16 protein-coding genes are annotated in these 18,431 nt (G+C 48.8%); all 16 read left to right on the forward strand.

The window, feature by feature from the left end; translation table 11 throughout:
* Positions 1-51: 51 nt before the first annotated feature.
* The 16 genes from NYE50_RS08630 (at position 52) to pyrE (ending at position 18,353) form a co-directional block, all read left to right on the forward strand.
* The gene (locus NYE50_RS08630) at positions 52-822 is read left to right on the forward strand and encodes a YlmH family RNA-binding protein (protein WP_007409722.1); all 771 of its coding nucleotides are present in this window, start codon (positions 52-54) and stop codon (positions 820-822) included.
* A 94-nt stretch (positions 823-916) separates the two neighbouring features.
* A complete protein-coding gene (gene divIVA, locus NYE50_RS08635; RefSeq protein ID WP_003154406.1) occupies positions 917-1,411 on the forward strand; it encodes a septum site-determining protein DivIVA in 495 nt (164 codons plus the stop codon).
* 341 nt (positions 1,412-1,752) lie between these two features.
* Positions 1,753-4,518: an isoleucine--tRNA ligase gene (gene ileS / locus NYE50_RS08640; RefSeq protein ID WP_095060020.1), complete on the forward strand. Its 2,766-nt coding sequence runs from the start codon at positions 1,753-1,755 to the stop codon at positions 4,516-4,518.
* 149 nt (positions 4,519-4,667) lie between these two features.
* Positions 4,668-5,039 carry a TraR/DksA family transcriptional regulator gene (locus tag NYE50_RS08645; RefSeq protein WP_003154399.1) on the forward strand — a complete coding sequence of 124 codons (372 nt, stop codon included), beginning with the start codon at positions 4,668-4,670 and terminating at the stop codon, positions 5,037-5,039.
* Positions 5,040-5,140: 101 nt separating this feature from the next.
* A complete protein-coding gene (lspA, locus tag NYE50_RS08650) occupies positions 5,141-5,602 on the forward strand; it encodes a signal peptidase II (protein ID WP_014417726.1) in 462 nt (153 codons plus the stop codon).
* A gap of 1 nt (position 5,603) precedes the next feature.
* A complete protein-coding gene (locus tag NYE50_RS08655) occupies positions 5,604-6,518 on the forward strand; it encodes an RluA family pseudouridine synthase (RefSeq protein ID WP_063636627.1) in 915 nt (304 codons plus the stop codon).
* 188 nt (positions 6,519-6,706) lie between these two features.
* On the forward strand, positions 6,707-7,252 hold the full coding sequence (pyrR, locus tag NYE50_RS08660; RefSeq protein ID WP_003154392.1) for a bifunctional pyrimidine operon transcriptional regulator/uracil phosphoribosyltransferase: 546 nt from the start codon (positions 6,707-6,709) through the stop codon (positions 7,250-7,252).
* Between the two features lie 154 nt (positions 7,253-7,406).
* Positions 7,407-8,717, forward strand: coding sequence for a uracil permease PyrP (gene pyrP / locus NYE50_RS08665; RefSeq protein WP_159354137.1), 1,311 nt, complete (start codon positions 7,407-7,409; stop codon positions 8,715-8,717).
* Between the two features lie 141 nt (positions 8,718-8,858).
* The gene (locus tag NYE50_RS08670; protein ID WP_072176985.1) at positions 8,859-9,773 is read left to right on the forward strand and encodes an aspartate carbamoyltransferase catalytic subunit; all 915 of its coding nucleotides are present in this window, start codon (positions 8,859-8,861) and stop codon (positions 9,771-9,773) included.
* The gene (locus NYE50_RS08675) at positions 9,757-11,043 is read left to right on the forward strand and encodes a dihydroorotase (RefSeq protein WP_159354138.1); all 1,287 of its coding nucleotides are present in this window, start codon (positions 9,757-9,759) and stop codon (positions 11,041-11,043) included. The genes NYE50_RS08670 and NYE50_RS08675 overlap by 17 nt, the downstream gene beginning before the upstream one ends.
* The gene (locus tag NYE50_RS08680; RefSeq protein ID WP_049628440.1) at positions 11,040-12,134 is read left to right on the forward strand and encodes a carbamoyl phosphate synthase small subunit; all 1,095 of its coding nucleotides are present in this window, start codon (positions 11,040-11,042) and stop codon (positions 12,132-12,134) included. The genes NYE50_RS08675 and NYE50_RS08680 overlap by 4 nt, the downstream gene beginning before the upstream one ends.
* Positions 12,119-15,334: a carbamoyl-phosphate synthase (glutamine-hydrolyzing) large subunit gene (gene carB, locus NYE50_RS08685; protein ID WP_159354139.1), complete on the forward strand. Its 3,216-nt coding sequence runs from the start codon at positions 12,119-12,121 to the stop codon at positions 15,332-15,334. The genes NYE50_RS08680 and carB overlap by 16 nt, the downstream gene beginning before the upstream one ends.
* On the forward strand, positions 15,331-16,101 hold the full coding sequence (locus NYE50_RS08690) for a dihydroorotate dehydrogenase electron transfer subunit (RefSeq protein WP_159354140.1): 771 nt from the start codon (positions 15,331-15,333) through the stop codon (positions 16,099-16,101). Before carB ends, NYE50_RS08690 begins: the two co-directional genes overlap by 4 nt.
* Complete coding sequence (locus tag NYE50_RS08695) at positions 16,101-17,036, forward strand: dihydroorotate dehydrogenase (protein WP_159354141.1); 936 nt, start codon at positions 16,101-16,103, stop codon at positions 17,034-17,036. The genes NYE50_RS08690 and NYE50_RS08695 overlap by 1 nt, the downstream gene beginning before the upstream one ends.
* Positions 17,005-17,724, forward strand: coding sequence for an orotidine-5'-phosphate decarboxylase (pyrF, locus tag NYE50_RS08700; protein WP_224988030.1), 720 nt, complete (start codon positions 17,005-17,007; stop codon positions 17,722-17,724). Before NYE50_RS08695 ends, pyrF begins: the two co-directional genes overlap by 32 nt.
* Complete coding sequence (gene pyrE, locus NYE50_RS08705) at positions 17,721-18,353, forward strand: orotate phosphoribosyltransferase (RefSeq protein ID WP_285001875.1); 633 nt, start codon at positions 17,721-17,723, stop codon at positions 18,351-18,353. The genes pyrF and pyrE overlap by 4 nt, the downstream gene beginning before the upstream one ends.
* The last annotated feature ends 78 nt before the right edge of the window (positions 18,354-18,431 follow it).

The raw sequence follows: 18,431 nt of genomic DNA on the forward strand, positions 1-18,431 counted from the left end.
TTGATACGGGCTTGGCACCAGCCAAGCCTCTTTACATAGAAAGGAAAGAACATGAGCGATATTTACCAGCACTTCAGACAAGACGAGCGGCCTTTTATTGATCAGGCGCTTGAATGGAAACAGATTGTCCTGGACCAGTATCGGATGAAGCTGACTGATTTCTTAGATCCCAGAGAACAGGTGATTGTAAAAGCCGTTATCGGCGACGCCTGCGGTCTTGCGTTTTTCGGAGGATATGACAGAGCTGAGCGCAAACGCGCGATTTTATACCCTGAATATATGGAACCTGAACAGGATGATTTTGAGCTTCGGGCTTTTGACGTTCAATACGCTGAAAAATTCGTCAGCATTGACCACCGCTCTCTTCTCGGATCATTAATGGGGATCGGCTTAAAGCGGCAGAAATACGGCGATCTGATTTTCTCAGAGGAAGCCGTGCAGCTGATCGTCTCCGGTGAAATCGCCGATTTTGTCAGCACTCAGCTGACCAAGGCGGGCAAAGCGCCGGTAAAGCTTGAGAAAATCGAGCTTTCCGCTCTTCACATTCCCGCTTCAGATGTCGAAATAAGGGATGACACGGTTTCTTCATTGCGTCTCGACGCCGTCTGCGCTTCAATGAGCAGGCAATCCCGTCAGAAAGCGCAGGCGCTTGTGAAAAACGGGCTCGTTAAGGTGAATTGGAAAGCCATTGAAGATCCGTCTTATCAGGTTGCTGAAGGGGACATGCTCTCGATTCGCGGCTTCGGACGATGCAGTTTGGCAAAAGTTGACGGAAAAACGAAAAAAGACAAATGGAAAGTTACATTTGAACGGCAAAAATGAGTCGTTTTTTCAGTTTTTTTCTCCATCTGTGCCGTATTTGTTTTATAATGTGAACTAGATAACCGTACTGAAATGTAAAAATGGAGGTGGCAATATGCCATTAACGCCGAATGATATCCATAACAAAACGTTTACAAAAGGTTTTCGCGGATATGATGAAGATGAAGTAAATGAATTTTTAATGCAGGTCAGAAAAGATTACGAAATCGCACTCCGTAAAAAAACGGAGCTTGAGGCGAAAGTGAACGAGCTGGACGAAAAAATCGGCCACTTTGCCAATATCGAAGAAACGCTGAATAAATCAATTCTCGTAGCCCAGGAAGCCGCAGAAGACGTAAAGCGCAACTCGCAGAAAGAAGCGAAGCTGATCGTCCGTGAAGCAGAAAAAAATGCTGATCGCATCATCAATGAGTCGCTTTCCAAATCAAGAAAAATCGCAATGGAAATTGAAGAGCTGAAAAAACAGTCTAAAGTCTTCAGAACGCGTTTCCAAATGCTGATTGAGGCGCAGCTCGACCTGCTGAAGAACGATGATTGGGATCATCTGCTGGAATACGAAGTCGACGCGGTTTTTGAGGAAAAAGAATAATTTTCTGATTTTCTTGACATTCTCCGGCCCGTTCGAATATAATACGTTCATAAATTCAGATGAAAAGACGATTGAAAGGGACCGGCATGACTCAAAACAGGCTATAAAGCGACCCGGGGAAGGTGAAAGCCCGGGATGGCCGGAATCATGCAGATCAGCCCTTTAGTTTCCTTTCTGAACCGAGAGTAGGATAGGACGTTCCATCACGTTACGATGTTCGAGAGGAAAAGACGGATGATCCGTTTTTTCTAAAAGGGTGGTACCGCGAGATAAGCTTTCTCGTCCCTTATGGGATGAGAGGGCTTTTTTTATTTTCTGAAAAATGTTGTGGAGGAATGAAAATGGATTACAAAGATACGCTGTTAATGCCGAAAACAGATTTTCCGATGCGCGGAAATCTGCCGAATCGTGAGCCGGACATGCAAAAAGACTGGGAGGAGCAGGACATTTACCGTCTTGTTCAAGAACGGACGAAAGACCGCCCGAAATTCGTGCTGCATGACGGACCTCCTTATGCAAACGGAGACATCCACATGGGCCATGCCCTGAACAAAATCCTGAAAGACTTCATCGTCCGCTATAAATCAATGAGCGGCTACAACGCACCGTACGTGCCGGGCTGGGATACGCACGGACTGCCGATTGAAACAGCTCTGACGAAAAACAAAAAAGTAAACCGGAAAGAAATGTCAGTAGCGGAATTCCGCAAACTATGCGAAGAGTACGCTTGGAAGCAAATCGAGGGACAGCGTGAGCAATTCAAACGTCTTGGTGTCCGCGGTGACTGGGAAAACCCATACGTGACATTAAAACCGGAATACGAAGCGCAGCAAATCCGCGTATTTGGTGAAATGGCAAAACGAGGCTACATTTACAAAGGCCTTAAACCGGTTAACTGGTCACCTTCAAGTGAGTCTGCTCTGGCTGAAGCCGAGATCGAATATCAAGACAAACGTTCAGCATCTATTTACGTCGCTTTTGGTGTAAAAGACGGAAAAGGCGTTCTTGAAAACGGCGAGCGCATCATCATTTGGACAACAACGCCTTGGACAATTCCGGCGAACCTCGGAATCTCAGTGCACCCTGATCTTGAGTACAGCGTGATTGCAGTAGGTGAAGACCGCTTTGTCGTAGCAAGTGCCTTAGTCGAAAGTGTTGCATCAGCATGCGGATTTGATCAGTATGAAGTGACAAGAACGGTCAAAGGAAAAGACCTTGAGAACATTACCGCTGAACACCCGCTATATGGCAGAGACTCTCTCGTTATGCTTGGTGAACACGTAACAACTGATGCCGGAACAGGCTGTGTTCATACAGCGCCAGGACATGGGGAAGATGACTTTATCATCGGCCAAAAATACGGTTTAGATGTGCTTTGCCCGGTCGATGAAAAAGGTGTAATGACAAGCGAAGCTCCTGGGTTTGAAGGCATGTTCTATGATGATGCAAACAAAGCGATCACACAGCAGCTCGATGAAAAAGGCGCACTTGTGAAGCTTGAATTCATTACTCACTCTTATCCGCATGATTGGAGAACAAAAAAACCAACCATTTTCAGAGCGACAGCGCAATGGTTTGCGTCTATTAAAGATTTCAGATCAGACCTGCTGGATGCCATTAAAGAAACCAAATGGGTTCCTGAATGGGGTGAGCAGCGTTTGCACAACATGGTTCGGGACCGCGGAGACTGGTGTATTTCCAGACAGCGTGCGTGGGGTGTGCCGATTCCGGTATTTTACGCTGAAAACGGAGAACCGATTATTACAGATGAAACCATTGAACATGTTTCTGAATTGTTCAGACAGCACGGATCAAACATTTGGTTTGAAAAAGAAGCAAAGGATCTTCTTCCGGAAGGCTTTACGCATCCTGGCAGCCCGAACGGCACATTTACAAAAGAACAGGATATCATGGATGTTTGGTTTGATTCAGGCTCTTCACATCAAGCAGTGCTTGAAGAACGTGATGACCTCGTTCGCCCGGCTGATTTATACCTAGAGGGATCTGACCAATATCGCGGCTGGTTTAACTCTTCTCTTTCTACAGCAGTAGCCGTAACAGGAAAAGCGCCGTATAAAGGTGTGCTCAGCCATGGGTTCGCACTGGATGGAGAAGGACGCAAGATGAGTAAATCAATCGGTAACGTTGTTGTTCCGGCTAAAGTCATGAAACAGCTTGGTGCCGACATCTTAAGATTATGGGTATCGTCAGTGGATTATCAGGCGGACGTTCGCGTGTCTGACGCCATTCTGAAGCAGGTTGCGGAAGTATACCGGAAAGTCCGCAACACGTTCCGCTTCCTTCACGGCAACCTGTTCGATTTCAATCCAAGTGTCAATGCCGTTGATGTAAAAGATCTCCGCGAAGTGGATCAATATATGCTGATCAAGCTGAATAAGCTGATTGATAAGGTGAAAAAAGCGTACGATGAATATGAATTTGCGGTGGTTTATCACAGCATTCACAATTTCTGTACGATCGAGCTCAGCTCCTTCTATCTTGATTTTGCAAAAGATGTTGTGTACATCGAGCATGCGGATCATCCGGACCGCCGCAGCATGCAGACCGTCTTTTATGAAACGCTGCTGGCGTTAGTGAAGCTGACGGCGCCGATTCTCCCGCATACGGCGGATGAAATGTGGTCTCACTTATCATTTGTTGAAGAAGCAAGCGTGCAGCTGACAGATATGCCGGAAACCATTGCTGTTCCGGACAGTCAAGCGACAGAAGAAAAGTTCGACCGCTTCATGGAGCTTCGAAACGACGTGCTGAAAGCTTTGGAAACAGCCCGTAACGAAAAAATTATCGGAAGATCATTGGAAGCGAGCCTGACTTTGTATCCGAACAAAGAAAACCGCGACCTCTTGTCATCCATTAAAGAAAACATCGCGCAGCTGTTTATCGTCTCAGAACTGACAGTAAAAGACGAAAGTGAAGCGCCTGAAAACGCGCAAAGTTTCACAACAGGAAAAATGACCGTAGAAAAAGCGGAAGGCCAGATGTGTGAGCGTTCCCGCGTCATTTCTAAAGATGTCGGAGCCAATCCGAAATATCCGACATTATCACTGCGCAATGCAGAAATCGTTGAAAAATATTATCAAAAATAATAAATGGGAAAGCGCCCGGTGTCAGCCGGGCGCTTTTTTACATGCCACTAATGTCATCGATTAGAACGACAGGAAAAATCTTATGGGCTTCAAATGGCGCTCTGGGGGCAACAATAAAGCCATAACATCAAGAGCAGGAGTTGTGATGAATGAATGATCAACTGACCGCAATCCACACGGAGCTTCTCATGATGAAAGAAGAACTTCAATCAAGATTATTCGAATATTCTTGCTTTCAAATGTCAGCATCTGTTGAACCTTCAATGAACGACCAAGAAGCAACTCTGATCTATCATATAAAAGAAGAACTTCAGGACGTTCTTCTTGCCCTGTCTAAGTTTGAAAACAATACGTACGGTTATTGTGAAAAAACAGGCGCCCCCATTCCGATTGAAAAACTTGCGGTGTTGCCGACGGCCAGAACCGCTGATGATTTTTATTATCCCGCTCAATTTGAAAAGAAAACCCTTCCATATTGGGAACCCGGAGATTATGCATATGATCAGGCGCTGTATGAGTGACAGCGTCTGTTTGCATGCGCTTATGATCTGCCTTTACTCTGGCATCTTTTACTGATAAAATTCATAAAGGATAAAAGTAACTGTATACTGGAGGAACGTGTGTGCTTTATTATCTTATCGCTCTTTTTATTATTATTGCCGACCAATTGACCAAATGGCTTGTCGTCAGCCATATGGAATTGGGACAAAGCATACCTGTCATCAATCAGGTGCTTTATATCACATCTCATCGCAACACGGGAGCGGCGTGGGGGATTTTAGCCGGCCAAATGTGGTTTTTCTACGTCATTACCATCGCCGTGATTATCGGAATCGTTTATTACATACAGCGTTATGCAAAAGGGCAGATGTTACTCGGAATTTCTCTCGGCTTAATGCTGGGCGGTGCGGCCGGTAACTTTATTGACCGGGCGGCGCGCCAGGAAGTGGTGGATTTTATTCATGTCATCATCGTGGATTATCACTATCCGATTTTTAATATCGCGGACTCCTCACTGTGCGTCGGTGTAATACTTTTATTTATTCATATGCTGTTTGACAGCGGGAAAAAGAAGGAGCAATAACATGAATCAATTTGAGATAACCGTTCAGCCTGAACAAAAGAGCGAACGGATTGATAAATTTTTGGCTTCAACGGGAGAAAACTGGTCACGCACTCAAGTGCAGCAATGGGTAAAAGAGGGACTGGTATCCGTTAACGGCAAATCCGTAAAAGCGAATTATAAAATGCAGCCCGGCGATCAGGTAAACGTCACCATTCCTGAACCGGAAGAATTGGACGTGCTTGCAGAGCCGATGGATTTGGACATTTACTATGAGGATCAGGACGTCTTGGTTGTGAACAAACCGCGGGGCATGGTTGTACACCCGGCGCCCGGCCATGTGACAGGGACGCTTGTAAACGGACTGATGGCTCACTGTAACGACCTTTCCGGCATTAACGGCGTCATGCGCCCGGGAATCGTCCACCGTATTGATAAAGATACTTCCGGTCTGTTAATGGTCGCTAAAAACGATATGGCGCATGAATCACTCGTTAATCAGCTCGTCAATAAAACCGTGACCAGAAAGTACACAGCGGTTGTCCACGGGATGATTTCACATGATGACGGAACGATTGACGCTCCGATCGGAAGAGATAAAAAAGACCGTCAAAGCATGACCGTAACAAGAGAAAGCAGCAAAAACGCCGTCACGCATTTTCACGTGCTTGAGCGTTTTCAAGATTTCACGCTCGTAGAGTGCCGTCTTGAGACCGGAAGAACGCATCAGATCCGTGTTCATATGAAATATATCGGGTTTCCTTTGGCAGGCGATCCGAAATACGGACCGAGAAAAACCGTTGATTTTAACGGTCAGGCGCTTCATGCCGGAATATTAGGTTTTGACCATCCGCGGACGGGCGAATACATTGAGTTTGAAGCGCCCCTTCCTGAAGATATGAAAAAACTCATTGAAGATTTAAGAAATAGCCGTTGACAGCGAGTTTCTTTTCTGAAATAATAAAAACAAGCTGAATAGATTCTTTAACACAGTCCAGAGAGGCTGAGAAGGATAACGGATAGGACAGAAGAGATACGCATGTGTCTTCGTCCTGGAAAGGAACCCCTCTATGCTCTGGCAGGAGGGGTTTTTTCTTCTTATATACGAATGGAGAGGTGTCACGAGTGAATCAAAAAGCTGTTATTCTCGACGAACAGGCGATCAGAAGGGCGCTGACAAGGATAGCCCATGAAATGATCGAACGGAATAAAGGAATGAATGACTGCATTCTTGTAGGAATTAAAACAAGAGGCATTTATTTAGCGAAGCGGCTGGCCGAGCGAATCGAACAGATTGAAGGGAATCCGGTCACCGTCGGGGAAATCGATATCACCCTTTACCGTGACGATCTCACGAAAAAAACGAGCAATGAAGAGCCGCTTGTAAAAGGCGCGGACATTCCGGCCGATATCACAGACCAAAAGGTCATTGTGGTTGATGATGTGCTTTATACCGGCCGGACGGTGAGAGCTGCGATGGATGCCCTCGTTGATGTCGGGCGGCCGTCATCGATACAGCTTGCCGTGCTTGTCGACAGAGGGCACCGGGAACTGCCGATCAGAGCGGACTATATCGGGAAAAACATTCCGACCTCAAAAGCTGAAAAAGTGATGGTTCAGCTGAGCGAAGTTGATCAGACTGATATGGTCGCCATTTATGAAAATGAATAATCACCCTTTTTAAATGCATTCCAGAGAGTTTGCAAAGAGGATTTTAAAACACAAAGCCGGGCGGATCGACGCGGCCGGGTTTTGTATGCCTCTTTGCGCAAAAAGCAAAGAGGTTTTTTTATACCATTTGAAAGTCAACCGGGAGGAAAACGCCATGAGTAAGAAAAAAGTAAACCTGGGAGTCAGGGACGTCCCCAATCCATTGTCCTGGCTGTCATTCAGCCTGCAGCATTTATTCGCCATGTTCGGCTCAACCATACTCGTGCCGAAACTGGTCGGAATGAGCCCGGCAGTGGCGCTTGTCACAAGCGGAATCGGGACACTCGCCTATCTCTTGGTGATAAAAGGCCAGATTCCCGCTTATCTCGGCTCATCATTCGCCTTTATATCACCGATTATCTTGGTGAAGGCGACGGGAGGGCCGGGGGCTGCCATGGTCGGCGCTTTCCTGGCGGGAATTGTGTACGGCCTGATCGCACTTCTCATCAGGCAGCTTGGAACGGGGTGGCTGATGAAGCTGCTGCCCCCGGTGGTCGTCGGGCCGGTCATCATCGTCATCGGCCTCGGACTGGCAAGCACAGCCGTCAATATGGCAATGTATGCTGATCCGAATGCGAAGGAACTCGTCTACAGCTTGAAACATTTCAGTGTAGCCGGCGTCACTTTGGCAATCACCATTATTTGCGCCATCTTTTTACGAGGATTTTTAAGCCTGATTCCGGTATTGATCGGCATTATAGGCGGATATCTGTTTGCGCTGACACAGGGTATCGTCAATTTTCAGCCGGTCATTGATGCAAAGTGGTTCGCCGTTCCTGAATTTATCATCCCTTTCAAAGACTATACGCCGTCAGTGACATTGGGCATTGCGGCTGCGATGGTGCCGGTCGCTTTCGTGACGATGTCAGAACATATCGGCCACCAAATGGTGCTGAGTAAAGTCGTCGGACAGGATTTCATTAAAAAGCCGGGACTGCACCGCTCCATAATGGGGGACAGCGTAGCGACGATTATCGCTTCGTTAATCGGCGGCCCGCCGACGACAACATACGGCGAAAACATCGGCGTCCTGGCAATTACGAGAGTTTTCAGCGTTTTTGTCATCGGCGGCGCGGGAGTGATTGCGCTGTGCTTCGGATTTATCGGAAAGGTTTCAGCGCTGATCAGTTCTGTTCCGTCCGCGGTTATGGGAGGTGTTTCCTTCCTGCTCTTCGGAATTATCGCCTCCAGCGGCTTAAGAATGCTGATTGACAACAACATTGATTATGAAAACAAGCGAAATTTAATTATCACATCCGTCATCCTCGTGATCGGCGTCGGAGGGGCTTTTATTCAAGTATCAAAAGGCGGGTTCCAAATATCCGGCATGGCGCTTGCGGCAATCGTCGGAGTCATCCTGAACCTCATCCTGCCGCATGCAAATGAAGAAGACGCGATTGCATCAGAAAAACAAAATCATATGTAAAACCTTTTAAAGAAAGTCCAGAGAGGCTTGGAAGGGTTATAACGGGAAGAAGCTGTACGCTGCTTCTCTCTTTAACCGCACCCCGAGTCTATAGACCGGGGTGTTTTTTACGGCCTTCAAGCGGAAACGGAGGAGAAAAACATGAATCATTTAACGGCGATGTCTGAACTGAGCACTGCTGAAATTACAGAACTGCTGCGTGAGGCAAAAGCGATAAAAGAGGGAACAGTCCGCCCCGATCTCGCGGGAAAATTTGTTGCGAATCTGTTTTTTGAACCGAGCACGAGAACGCGGTTCAGCTTTGAAGTGGCGGAAAAGAAACTCGGAATGAACGTGCTCAGCTTAGACGATACGAGCACAAGCGTTCAAAAAGGCGAGTCCTTATATGACACGGTCAAAACACTGGAATCAATCGGAGCGGACGCCTGCGTCATCCGGCACAGCACGGATGAATATTACAAAGATCTGACCGGCAGAGTCAATATTCCGATCTTAAACGCCGGCGACGGCTGCGGCCAGCACCCGACTCAGTCATTACTCGATTTAATGACGATTCAAGAGGAATTTGAGACCTTTCAGGGCCTGACGGTTTCCATTCATGGCGATATCAAACACAGCAGGGTGGCAAGGTCGAATGCCGAGGTGCTGACAAGGCTCGGCGCACGCGTGCTGTTTTCTGGTCCGCCGCAATGGCAGGATGAGAAAAACGCCTTCGGCACCTGTGTTCAGACGGATGAAGCCATACAAGCTTCAGATGTCGTCATGCTGCTCCGCATCCAAAATGAAAGGCATCAGACAGAAGCCGACCAAAAAGGCTACCTGGAAGCATACGGGCTGACCGCAAAGCGGGCGGGGAGCATGAAGCGGCATGCCATCATCATGCATCCCGCACCGGTGAACAGAGGAGTCGAAATTGACACAACATTAGTTGAATGCGGAAAATCAAGAATCTTTAAACAAATGGAAAATGGTGTGTATATCAGAATGGCAGTCTTAAAAAGAGCACTGCAAACCAATGTGAAAAGGGGAGAAGCGGCTTATGTCTTATCTCATTAAAAACGGCTGGATGTTAAATGAACAGGGAGAAAAAGTGGCACAGGATATCCGGGTAACGGGTGAATTCATTACGGAAACCGGGCTTCTGACAGCGAAAGAAGGAGAAACGGTGATCGACGCTGAGGGACTGTTCGTTTCACCGGGGCTCGTAGACCTTCATGTCCACTTCAGAGAACCGGGCGGCGAGAAAAAAGAAACCATTGAGACGGGCTCTAAAGCCGCGGCGCGGGGCGGCTTTACCACAGTCGCAGCCATGCCGAATACAAGACCGGTGCCGGATACGAAAGAGCAGATGGAATGGCTGCAAAACCGGATCAAAGAAACCTCATCTGTCAGGGTTCTTCCTTACGCATCCATTACGATCAGACAAACCGGCCAAGAAATGACAGATTTTAAGGCGCTTCATGAAGCGGGCGCATTCGCCTTTACCGATGACGGCGTCGGCGTTCAGACGGCCGGAATGATGTATGAAGCCATGAAAAAGGCGGCTTCAATAAATAAAGCGATTGTCGCTCATTGTGAGGATAACTCACTTATTTACGGCGGAAGCGTGCATGAAGGTTCTTTTTCAAAAGCGAACGGCCTGAACGGTATACCTTCCATTTGTGAAGCGGTACATATCGCCCGTGACGTGCTTCTGGCGGAAGCGGCGGGCTGCCATTACCATGTGTGTCATATCAGCACGAAAGAATCCGTCAGAGCCGTAAGAGACGCAAAAAAAGCGGGAATCCGCGTGACAGCCGAAGTGTCGCCGCACCACCTGCTGCTTTGTGACGAAGATATCCCGGGACTTGATACCAATTTTAAAATGAATCCGCCGCTTCGCAGCAAAGAGGACAGAGCGGCGCTGATCGAAGGGCTTTTAGACGGCACGATTGATTTCATCGCCACAGACCATGCGCCGCATACAGAAGAAGAGAAAAACACGGACATGAAGCTTGCGCCTTTCGGTATCGTCGGTTTAGAAACAGCCTTTCCGCTTCTGTACACACATTTTGTGAAAAACGGGGCGTGGACGCTGAAGCAGCTGGTTGATTTCATGACAACAAAACCTTGCGAGGCGTTCGGTCTTCCGTACGGAACGCTTGCACCGGGCGCGCCGGCTGACATCACCCTGATTGATCTGGAAAAAGAAGCGGCCATTGACAAAGATACATTTTTATCTAAAGGAAAAAATACGCCATTCAACAAGATGAAGTGCTTCGGCTGGCCTGTTGCAACGATGGCTGCCGGTAAGCTTGCATATGAAGAAGGGAGACTCGTCAAATGAAAAGAAGACTAGTGCTGGAAAATGGAGCGGTATTTGAGGGTGAAGCATTCGGGAGCCTGGAGCATACCGCGGGTGAAGTCGTATTCAACACGGGAATGACCGGTTATCAGGAAATTTTATCAGACCCTTCCTACTGCGGGCAGATCGTGACGCTGACGTATCCTCTGATCGGCAACTACGGGATTAACAGAGATGACTTTGAATCCATCACTCCCTTTGTAAAAGGGCTGATCGTAAAAGAACTGTGCGAGCTGCCTTCCAACTGGAGATCTGCTTACACGCTTGACGAGTACTTAAAAATGAAAAATATCCCCGGCTTACAAGGGATCGACACGCGAAAGCTCACAAGAATGATCCGCACGGCGGGTGCATTAAAAGGAACATTTGCATCTTGCGAGGAGGATGTCGAAGCGGTTCTGACACGTCTGAAAGAAACGGAACTGCCGAGAAATCAAGTCGCTCAAGTATCGGCGAAAACGGCTTATCCGAGTCCGGGCCGCGGCAAACGCATCGTACTCGTTGATTTCGGCATGAAGCACGGCATTTTAAGAGAATTAAACAAACGAAAATGTGATGTCATCGTTGTGCCGTACAATGTAACGGCGGAAGAAGTGCTCCAGCTGAAGCCGGACGGCATCATGCTATCTAACGGACCCGGAGATCCGAAAGATGTGCCGGAAGCGATTGAGATGATAAAAGGCATTCTCGGGAAGGTGCCGTTATTCGGAATCTGTCTCGGCCATCAATTATTTGCGCTGGCATCAGGAGCGGATACGGAAAAAATGAAATTCGGACACAGGGGCTCCAACCATCCGGTTAAAGAGCTTGCGACAGGGAAAGTCGCTTTAACCGCTCAAAACCACGGATATACAGTTTCTTCTATAGATGAGACGGAGCTAGAAGTGACGCATATTGCGATCAATGACCAAACGATCGAAGGCCTCAAGCATAAAACATTGCCGGCATTTACAGTTCAGTACCACCCCGAGGCTTCACCGGGGCCGGAAGATGCCAATCATTTATTTGACAGATTCATTGATTTGATCGAAACAACTGAGAAAGAAGGGGAAGCGGTATGCCAAAACGCGTAGATATTAAAAAGATTTTAGTGATCGGATCAGGCCCGATTATTATCGGACAGGCGGCGGAATTTGATTATGCGGGCACACAGGCGTGTCTCGCTTTAAAGGAAGAAGGCTATGAAGTCATTCTCGTAAACTCAAATCCGGCAACGATTATGACGGATACGGAAATGGCCGACCGGGTATACATCGAACCGCTGACGACGGAATTTCTCACGCGTATCATCAGAAAAGAGCGGCCGGATGCCATCCTGCCGACCCTTGGAGGGCAGACCGGACTGAATCTTGCCGTCGAGCTGTCTGAACTCGGGGTTCTTGAGGAATGCGGAGTGGAAGTGCTCGGCACAAAACTGTCCGCCATCCAGCAGGCGGAAGATCGCGACTTATTCCGTACACTGATGAATGATCTGAATGAACCGGTGCCGGAAAGTGAGATTATCCGCACTTTGCAGGAAGCCGAGGAATTTGTCGGCCGGATCGGGTTTCCGGTTATCGTGCGCCCCGCTTACACATTAGGCGGAACGGGAGGAGGCATCTGCTCGAATGAAGCGGAGCTGAAAGAGATCGTCGAAAACGGATTAAAACTAAGCCCCGTCCATCAATGCCTATTGGAAAAAAGCATCGCCGGCTACAAAGAGATCGAATATGAAGTCATGAGAGACAGCAGAGATCACGCGATCGTCGTCTGCAATATGGAAAATATCGACCCGGTCGGCATCCATACGGGCGACAGCATCGTCGTTGCTCCGAGCCAGACGCTGAGCGATCGGGAATACCAGCTTTTGCGCAATGTTTCATTAAAGCTGATCCGCGCGCTCGGCATTGAAGGCGGCTGTAATGTTCAGCTCGCGCTCGATCCCGACAGCTTCCAATATTACATTATCGAAGTGAATCCGCGGGTGAGCCGCTCATCTGCCCTCGCTTCAAAAGCGACGGGTTACCCGATCGCAAAGCTTGCGGCGAAAATCGCAGTCGGGCTTTCTCTTGATGAAATGATGAATCCCGTAACGGGAAAAACATATGCGGCTTTTGAGCCCGCGCTTGACTATGTCGTTTCTAAAATCCCGCGCTGGCCGTTCGACAAATTTGAGTCGGCAAACCGCAGGCTCGGGACGCAAATGAAAGCCACCGGAGAGGTCATGGCCATCGGACGCACCCTTGAAGAATCGCTGTTAAAGGCGGTCCGCTCACTGGAAGCCGATGTCTATCACCTGGAACTGAAGGATGCGGGAGAGATTTCTGACGGACTTTTGGAAAAACGGATCAGAAAAGCCGGGGATGAACGCCTGTTTTATCTTGCTGAAGCGTTCAGAAGAGGCTATACAGTGGAGCAGCTTCATGAGTTTTCCGCAATTGACGTATTCTTTTTGCACAAGCTCTGGAAGCTGGTCGCTTTTGAAACAGAGCTGAAAGCGGAAAAAGGCAGCCTCGCCGTCCTTCAAACAGCGAAGGAACTCGGTTTCTCCGACAAATATATCAGCCGGGAATGGAATATGCCGGAACAAGAGCTGTATCAAATGCGAAAAGAAGCAGACATCAAGCCTGTATATAAAATGGTGGATACATGCGCGGCGGAATTCGAATCAGAAACCCCGTACTTCTACAGCACATATGAGGAAGAGAACGAGTCTGAGGTTACTTCAAGAAAAAGCGTCGTCGTCCTCGGTTCCGGGCCGATCCGTATCGGACAGGGCGTCGAATTTGACTATGCGACCGTTCATTCTGTCTGGGCGATCAAGCAGGCAGGCTATGAAGCGATTATTATCAACAACAATCCTGAGACGGTGTCCACTGATTTCAGCATATCAGACAAACTGTATTTTGAACCGCTGACGGTTGAAGATGTCATGCACATCATTGATTTGGAACAGCCGGAAGGCGTTGTTGTCCAATTCGGCGGGCAGACGGCGATCAATCTTGCGGAAGAATTGAGCGCCCGCGGCGTCAAAATTCTCGGCACATCACTTGAAGATTTAGACCGTGCGGAAGACCGGGATAAGTTCGAGCAGGCGCTTGAGGCGCTGAATGTGCCGCAGCCTCTTGGAAAAACCGCCGTGTCGGTGAACGAAGCTGTCAAAATCGCCGCATCCATCGGCTATCCGGTACTTGTCCGCCCTTCGTATGTGCTCGGCGGCCGGGCGATGGAAATCGTCTATCACGAAGAAGAGCTGCTTCACTATATGAAAAATGCGGTCAAAATCAACCCGCAGCATCCGGTGTTAATCGACCGTTATCTGACGGGGAAAGAAATCGAAGTCGATGCCGTATCTGACGGCGAAACAGTCGTTATTCCGGGAATTATGGAGCATATCGAGCGGGCCGGCGTCCATTCAGGGGATTCAATCGCCGTCTATCCGCCTCAGTCTTTAAGCGAAGACATAAAGAAAAAAATCGAACAATACACTGTAGCCTTGGCAAAAGGCCTTAACATCATCGGGTTGCTGAACATCCAGTTCGTACTGTCGAAAGGTGAGGTGTATGTGCTTGAGGTAAATCCGCGGTCAAGCAGAACCGTGCCGTTCTTAAGCAAAATCACAAAAATCCCAATGGCGAACCTGGCGACAAAGGTCATCCTCGGTCAAAAGCTTGCTGATTTCGGCTATCAAGAGGGGCTGCAGCCTGAACAGCAGGGGGTATTCGTGAAAGCGCCTGTCTTCTCATTCGCGAAGCTGAGAAGAGTGGATATTACGTTAGGCCCTGAAATGAAGTCGACGGGAGAGGTCATGGGCAAAGATTCAACCCTGGAAAAAGCGCTCTATAAAGCGCTGATTGCTTCTGGCATTCAAATCCCGAACTACGGCTCAGTGCTGTTGACTGTTGCCGATAAAGATAAAGAAGAAGGACTGCTGATCGCCAAGCGGTTCCACGCCATCGGCTATAAAATCTTGGCAACGGAAGGAACGGCGGCTTATTTGAAAGACGCTCAGATTCCGGCTCAGGTCGTCGGAAAAATCGGCGAAGAAGGGAAAAATCTGCTCGATGTCATCAGAAACGGCGAAGCGCAATTTGTCATCAATACGCTGACAAAGGGCAAACAGCCGGCCAGAGACGGCTTCAGAATCCGCCGCGAATCCGTTGAGAACGGAGTCGCCTGCCTGACATCTTTAGATACGGCCGAAGCCATTTTGCGGGTATTGGAAAGCATGACATTCCGGGCGGATCATATGCCTGCATCCGAAACCAATCAAAAGGCGGCAGTCACGATATGAAGAAAGCGCATTTGACTGTTCAATCCAACTTAGAGATTGCCGACGGGATTTATAAGATGGTGCTGAAAGGAGAGCTTGTCCGGCACCTTACCGAGCCGGGTCAATTTCTTCATCTGAAGGTGAGTGACGCGGTCACGCCGCTATTAAGAAGACCGCTCAGCATTGCGGACGTCAATTTCGCCGCGAATGAAGTATCCGTTATCTACAGAGCTGACGGTGAGGGAACGCGTCTTTTGTCCGAGAAAAAAGAGGGCGGCAGGATAGACGTTCTCGGCCCTCTCGGCAACGGATTCCCCGTCCGGCGGATTGAACCCGGCAAAACCGCGCTGTTAGTCGGAGGCGGAGTCGGGGTTCCGCCCTTGCAGGAACTGTCAAAGCGCCTGACGGAAAAAGGCGTAAACGTCATTCATGTGCTTGGATTTCAATCAGCAAAGGATGTTTTTTACGAACAGGAATGTCGTGCGTACGGAGACACCTATGTGGCGACGGCTGACGGAACATATGGAGAGAAAGGGTTTGTCACCGATGTCATCCGTGAAAAGCAGCTCGAATTCGATGTCCTGCTAAGCTGCGGACCGACACCGATGCTGAAAGCTCTGAAGCAGCAGTACAGCCATAAAGAGGTTTATCTTTCGATGGAAGAGCGGATGGGCTGCGGCATCGGGGCCTGCTTCGCCTGCGTGTGCCGCACGGGTGAAAGCGATACATCCTATGTAAAGGTCTGCCTTGACGGGCCGGTATTTAAAGCTGAGGAGGTGGCGCTGTAATGTTAGAAGTGAATCTGCCGGGTCTCCAATTGAAAAATCCGATCATCCCCGCTTCCGGATGTTTCGGTTTCGGGAAAGAATATGCCGGATTTTACGATTTATCATGCCTCGGAGGCATTATGATTAAAGCCACGACGAACGAAGCCCGCTTCGGAAATCCGACACCGAGAGTGGCGGAGACAAGCGCGGGAATGCTGAATGCCATCGGACTGCAAAATCCCGGCCTTGAGCATGTGCTCAATCATGAGCTGCCTTGGCTCGAACAATTTGACACGCCGATTATCGCAAATGTCGCCGGTTCTCAGGTGGACGACTATAAAGAAGTGGCCGAGCACATCAGCCAAGCTCCGAATGTGCATGCGCTTGAGCTTAACATTTCATGTCCGAATGTCAAAACGGGGGGGATTGCTTTTGGCACTGATCCCGTCATGGCGGCCGAACTGACAAAAGCGGTGAAAGAAGTTTCCGCAGTGCCTGTGTATGTGAAGCTTTCGCCTAATGTCGCAAACATAACCGAAATTGCCAAAGCGATTGAAGCGGCCGGTGCTGACGGTCTGACGATGATTAATACACTCATCGGGATGAGGCTCGAACTCAAGACGGGACGGCCGATCTTAGCAAATAAAACGGGCGGACTGTCAGGCCCGGCGATCAAACCGGTCGCCATCCGGATGGTATACGAAGTCAGCCAGGCCGTTCAAATCCCGATTATCGGGATGGGCGGCGTTCAGACCGCAGAGGATGCATTAGAATTTCTTCTTGCGGGAGCGAGTGCGGTTGCCGTCGGCACAGCAAACTTCGTCAATCCGTTCGTCTGCCCGGAAATCATAGAACAGCTGCCCCGTGTGCTGCGCCAATACGGCTTTCAATCTGTAAGTGAATGCATCGGAAGGAGCTGGAAACATGAAAAACAACCTGCCCATCATCGCGCTTGATTTTGCATCAGGGGAAGAGACTTTAACGTTTTTAGACTTGTTTGAAAAGGAAAGGCTTTTTGTCAAAACGGGGATGGAACTTTTTTATCAGGAAGGCCCCGCCATCATTCACCAATTAAAAGAACGGAACTGTGATATATTTTTAGATTTAAAGCTTCATGATATCCCGACTACGGTCAATAAAGCGATGAAGCGGCTGGCCGGCCTCGGCGTTGATCTCGTCAATGTGCATGCGGCAGGGGGCGCACGCATGATGCGCGCGGCCCTTGAGGGGCTTGAAGAAGGCACGCCGGCAGGCAGAAAACGCCCGTCTTTAATCGCGGTGACTCAGCTGACCAGCACTTCAGAGCAGGTGGCGAAGGAAGAGCTTCTGCTGCATAAGCCGCTGTTAGAAACGGTTGTGCATTACGGCAAAATGGCGGAAGAGTGCGGGCTGGACGGAGTGGTATGTTCGGTACATGAAACAAAAGGCATTTATGAAGCGGTCCGGCCTTCATTTCTGACAGTCACACCGGGCATCCGCACGGCCAGTGACGCAGCTGACGATCAAGTCCGGACGGCGACTCCGTCATTTGCGAATGAAAACGGTTCGTCAGCCATCGTTGTGGGCCGCTCAATTACAAAAGCGGAAAACCCCGTTAAAGCATATGAAGCAATTAAACTGGAATGGGAGGGCGTTCGCCGATGAAACAGGCTATCGCAAAACATCTATTACACATTGAAGCTGTCTTTTTACGCCCGAATGAGCCGTTTACGTGGGCGAGCGGTATTTTATCACCGATCTATTGTGACAACCGTCTGACATTGTCGTATCCAAAAGTGAGAAATGATGTGGCGGACGGGCTCGGCAAACTGCTGAAAGAGCATTTTCCCCAGGCGGAGATGATCGCGGGCACTGCAACGGCGGGCATTCCGCATGCTGCGCTTCTCGCAGATCGTACAGGCGCGCCGATGTGCTACGTCAGAAGCAAACCGAAAGCGCACGGCAAAGGAAATCAAATAGAAGGCGCCATTAAAAAAGGGCAAAAAACAGTCGTGATTGAAGACTTGATTTCTACCGGGGGCAGCGTGCTTGAAGCTGCGGCGGCCCTTCAAAGAGAGGGCGCGGAAGTCCTCGGCGTCATTTCCATTTTTACATACGGACTGCCGAAAGCGAAAGAAGCCTTTAAAAAAGCGGGTCTTCCTTATTACTCGTTAACGGATTATGACACGCTGATTGAAGTCGCGCTTGAAAACGGAACGATTCATTCAGATGACATTGAGAAACTGAAATCATGGAAACAGAATCCCGAGTCAAAAGATTGGTTTAAAAAATAATGACAATAAAAACAGGCCTCAGGGCCTGTTTTATTATTCCTATCAAAAAACTCGGGTTGACTTCTGTTAGAATTGTGC

The organism is Bacillus sp. EU55 (assembly GCF_038005925.1).
GTDB classification, from domain to species: domain Bacteria; phylum Bacillota; class Bacilli; order Bacillales; family Bacillaceae; genus Bacillus; species Bacillus velezensis.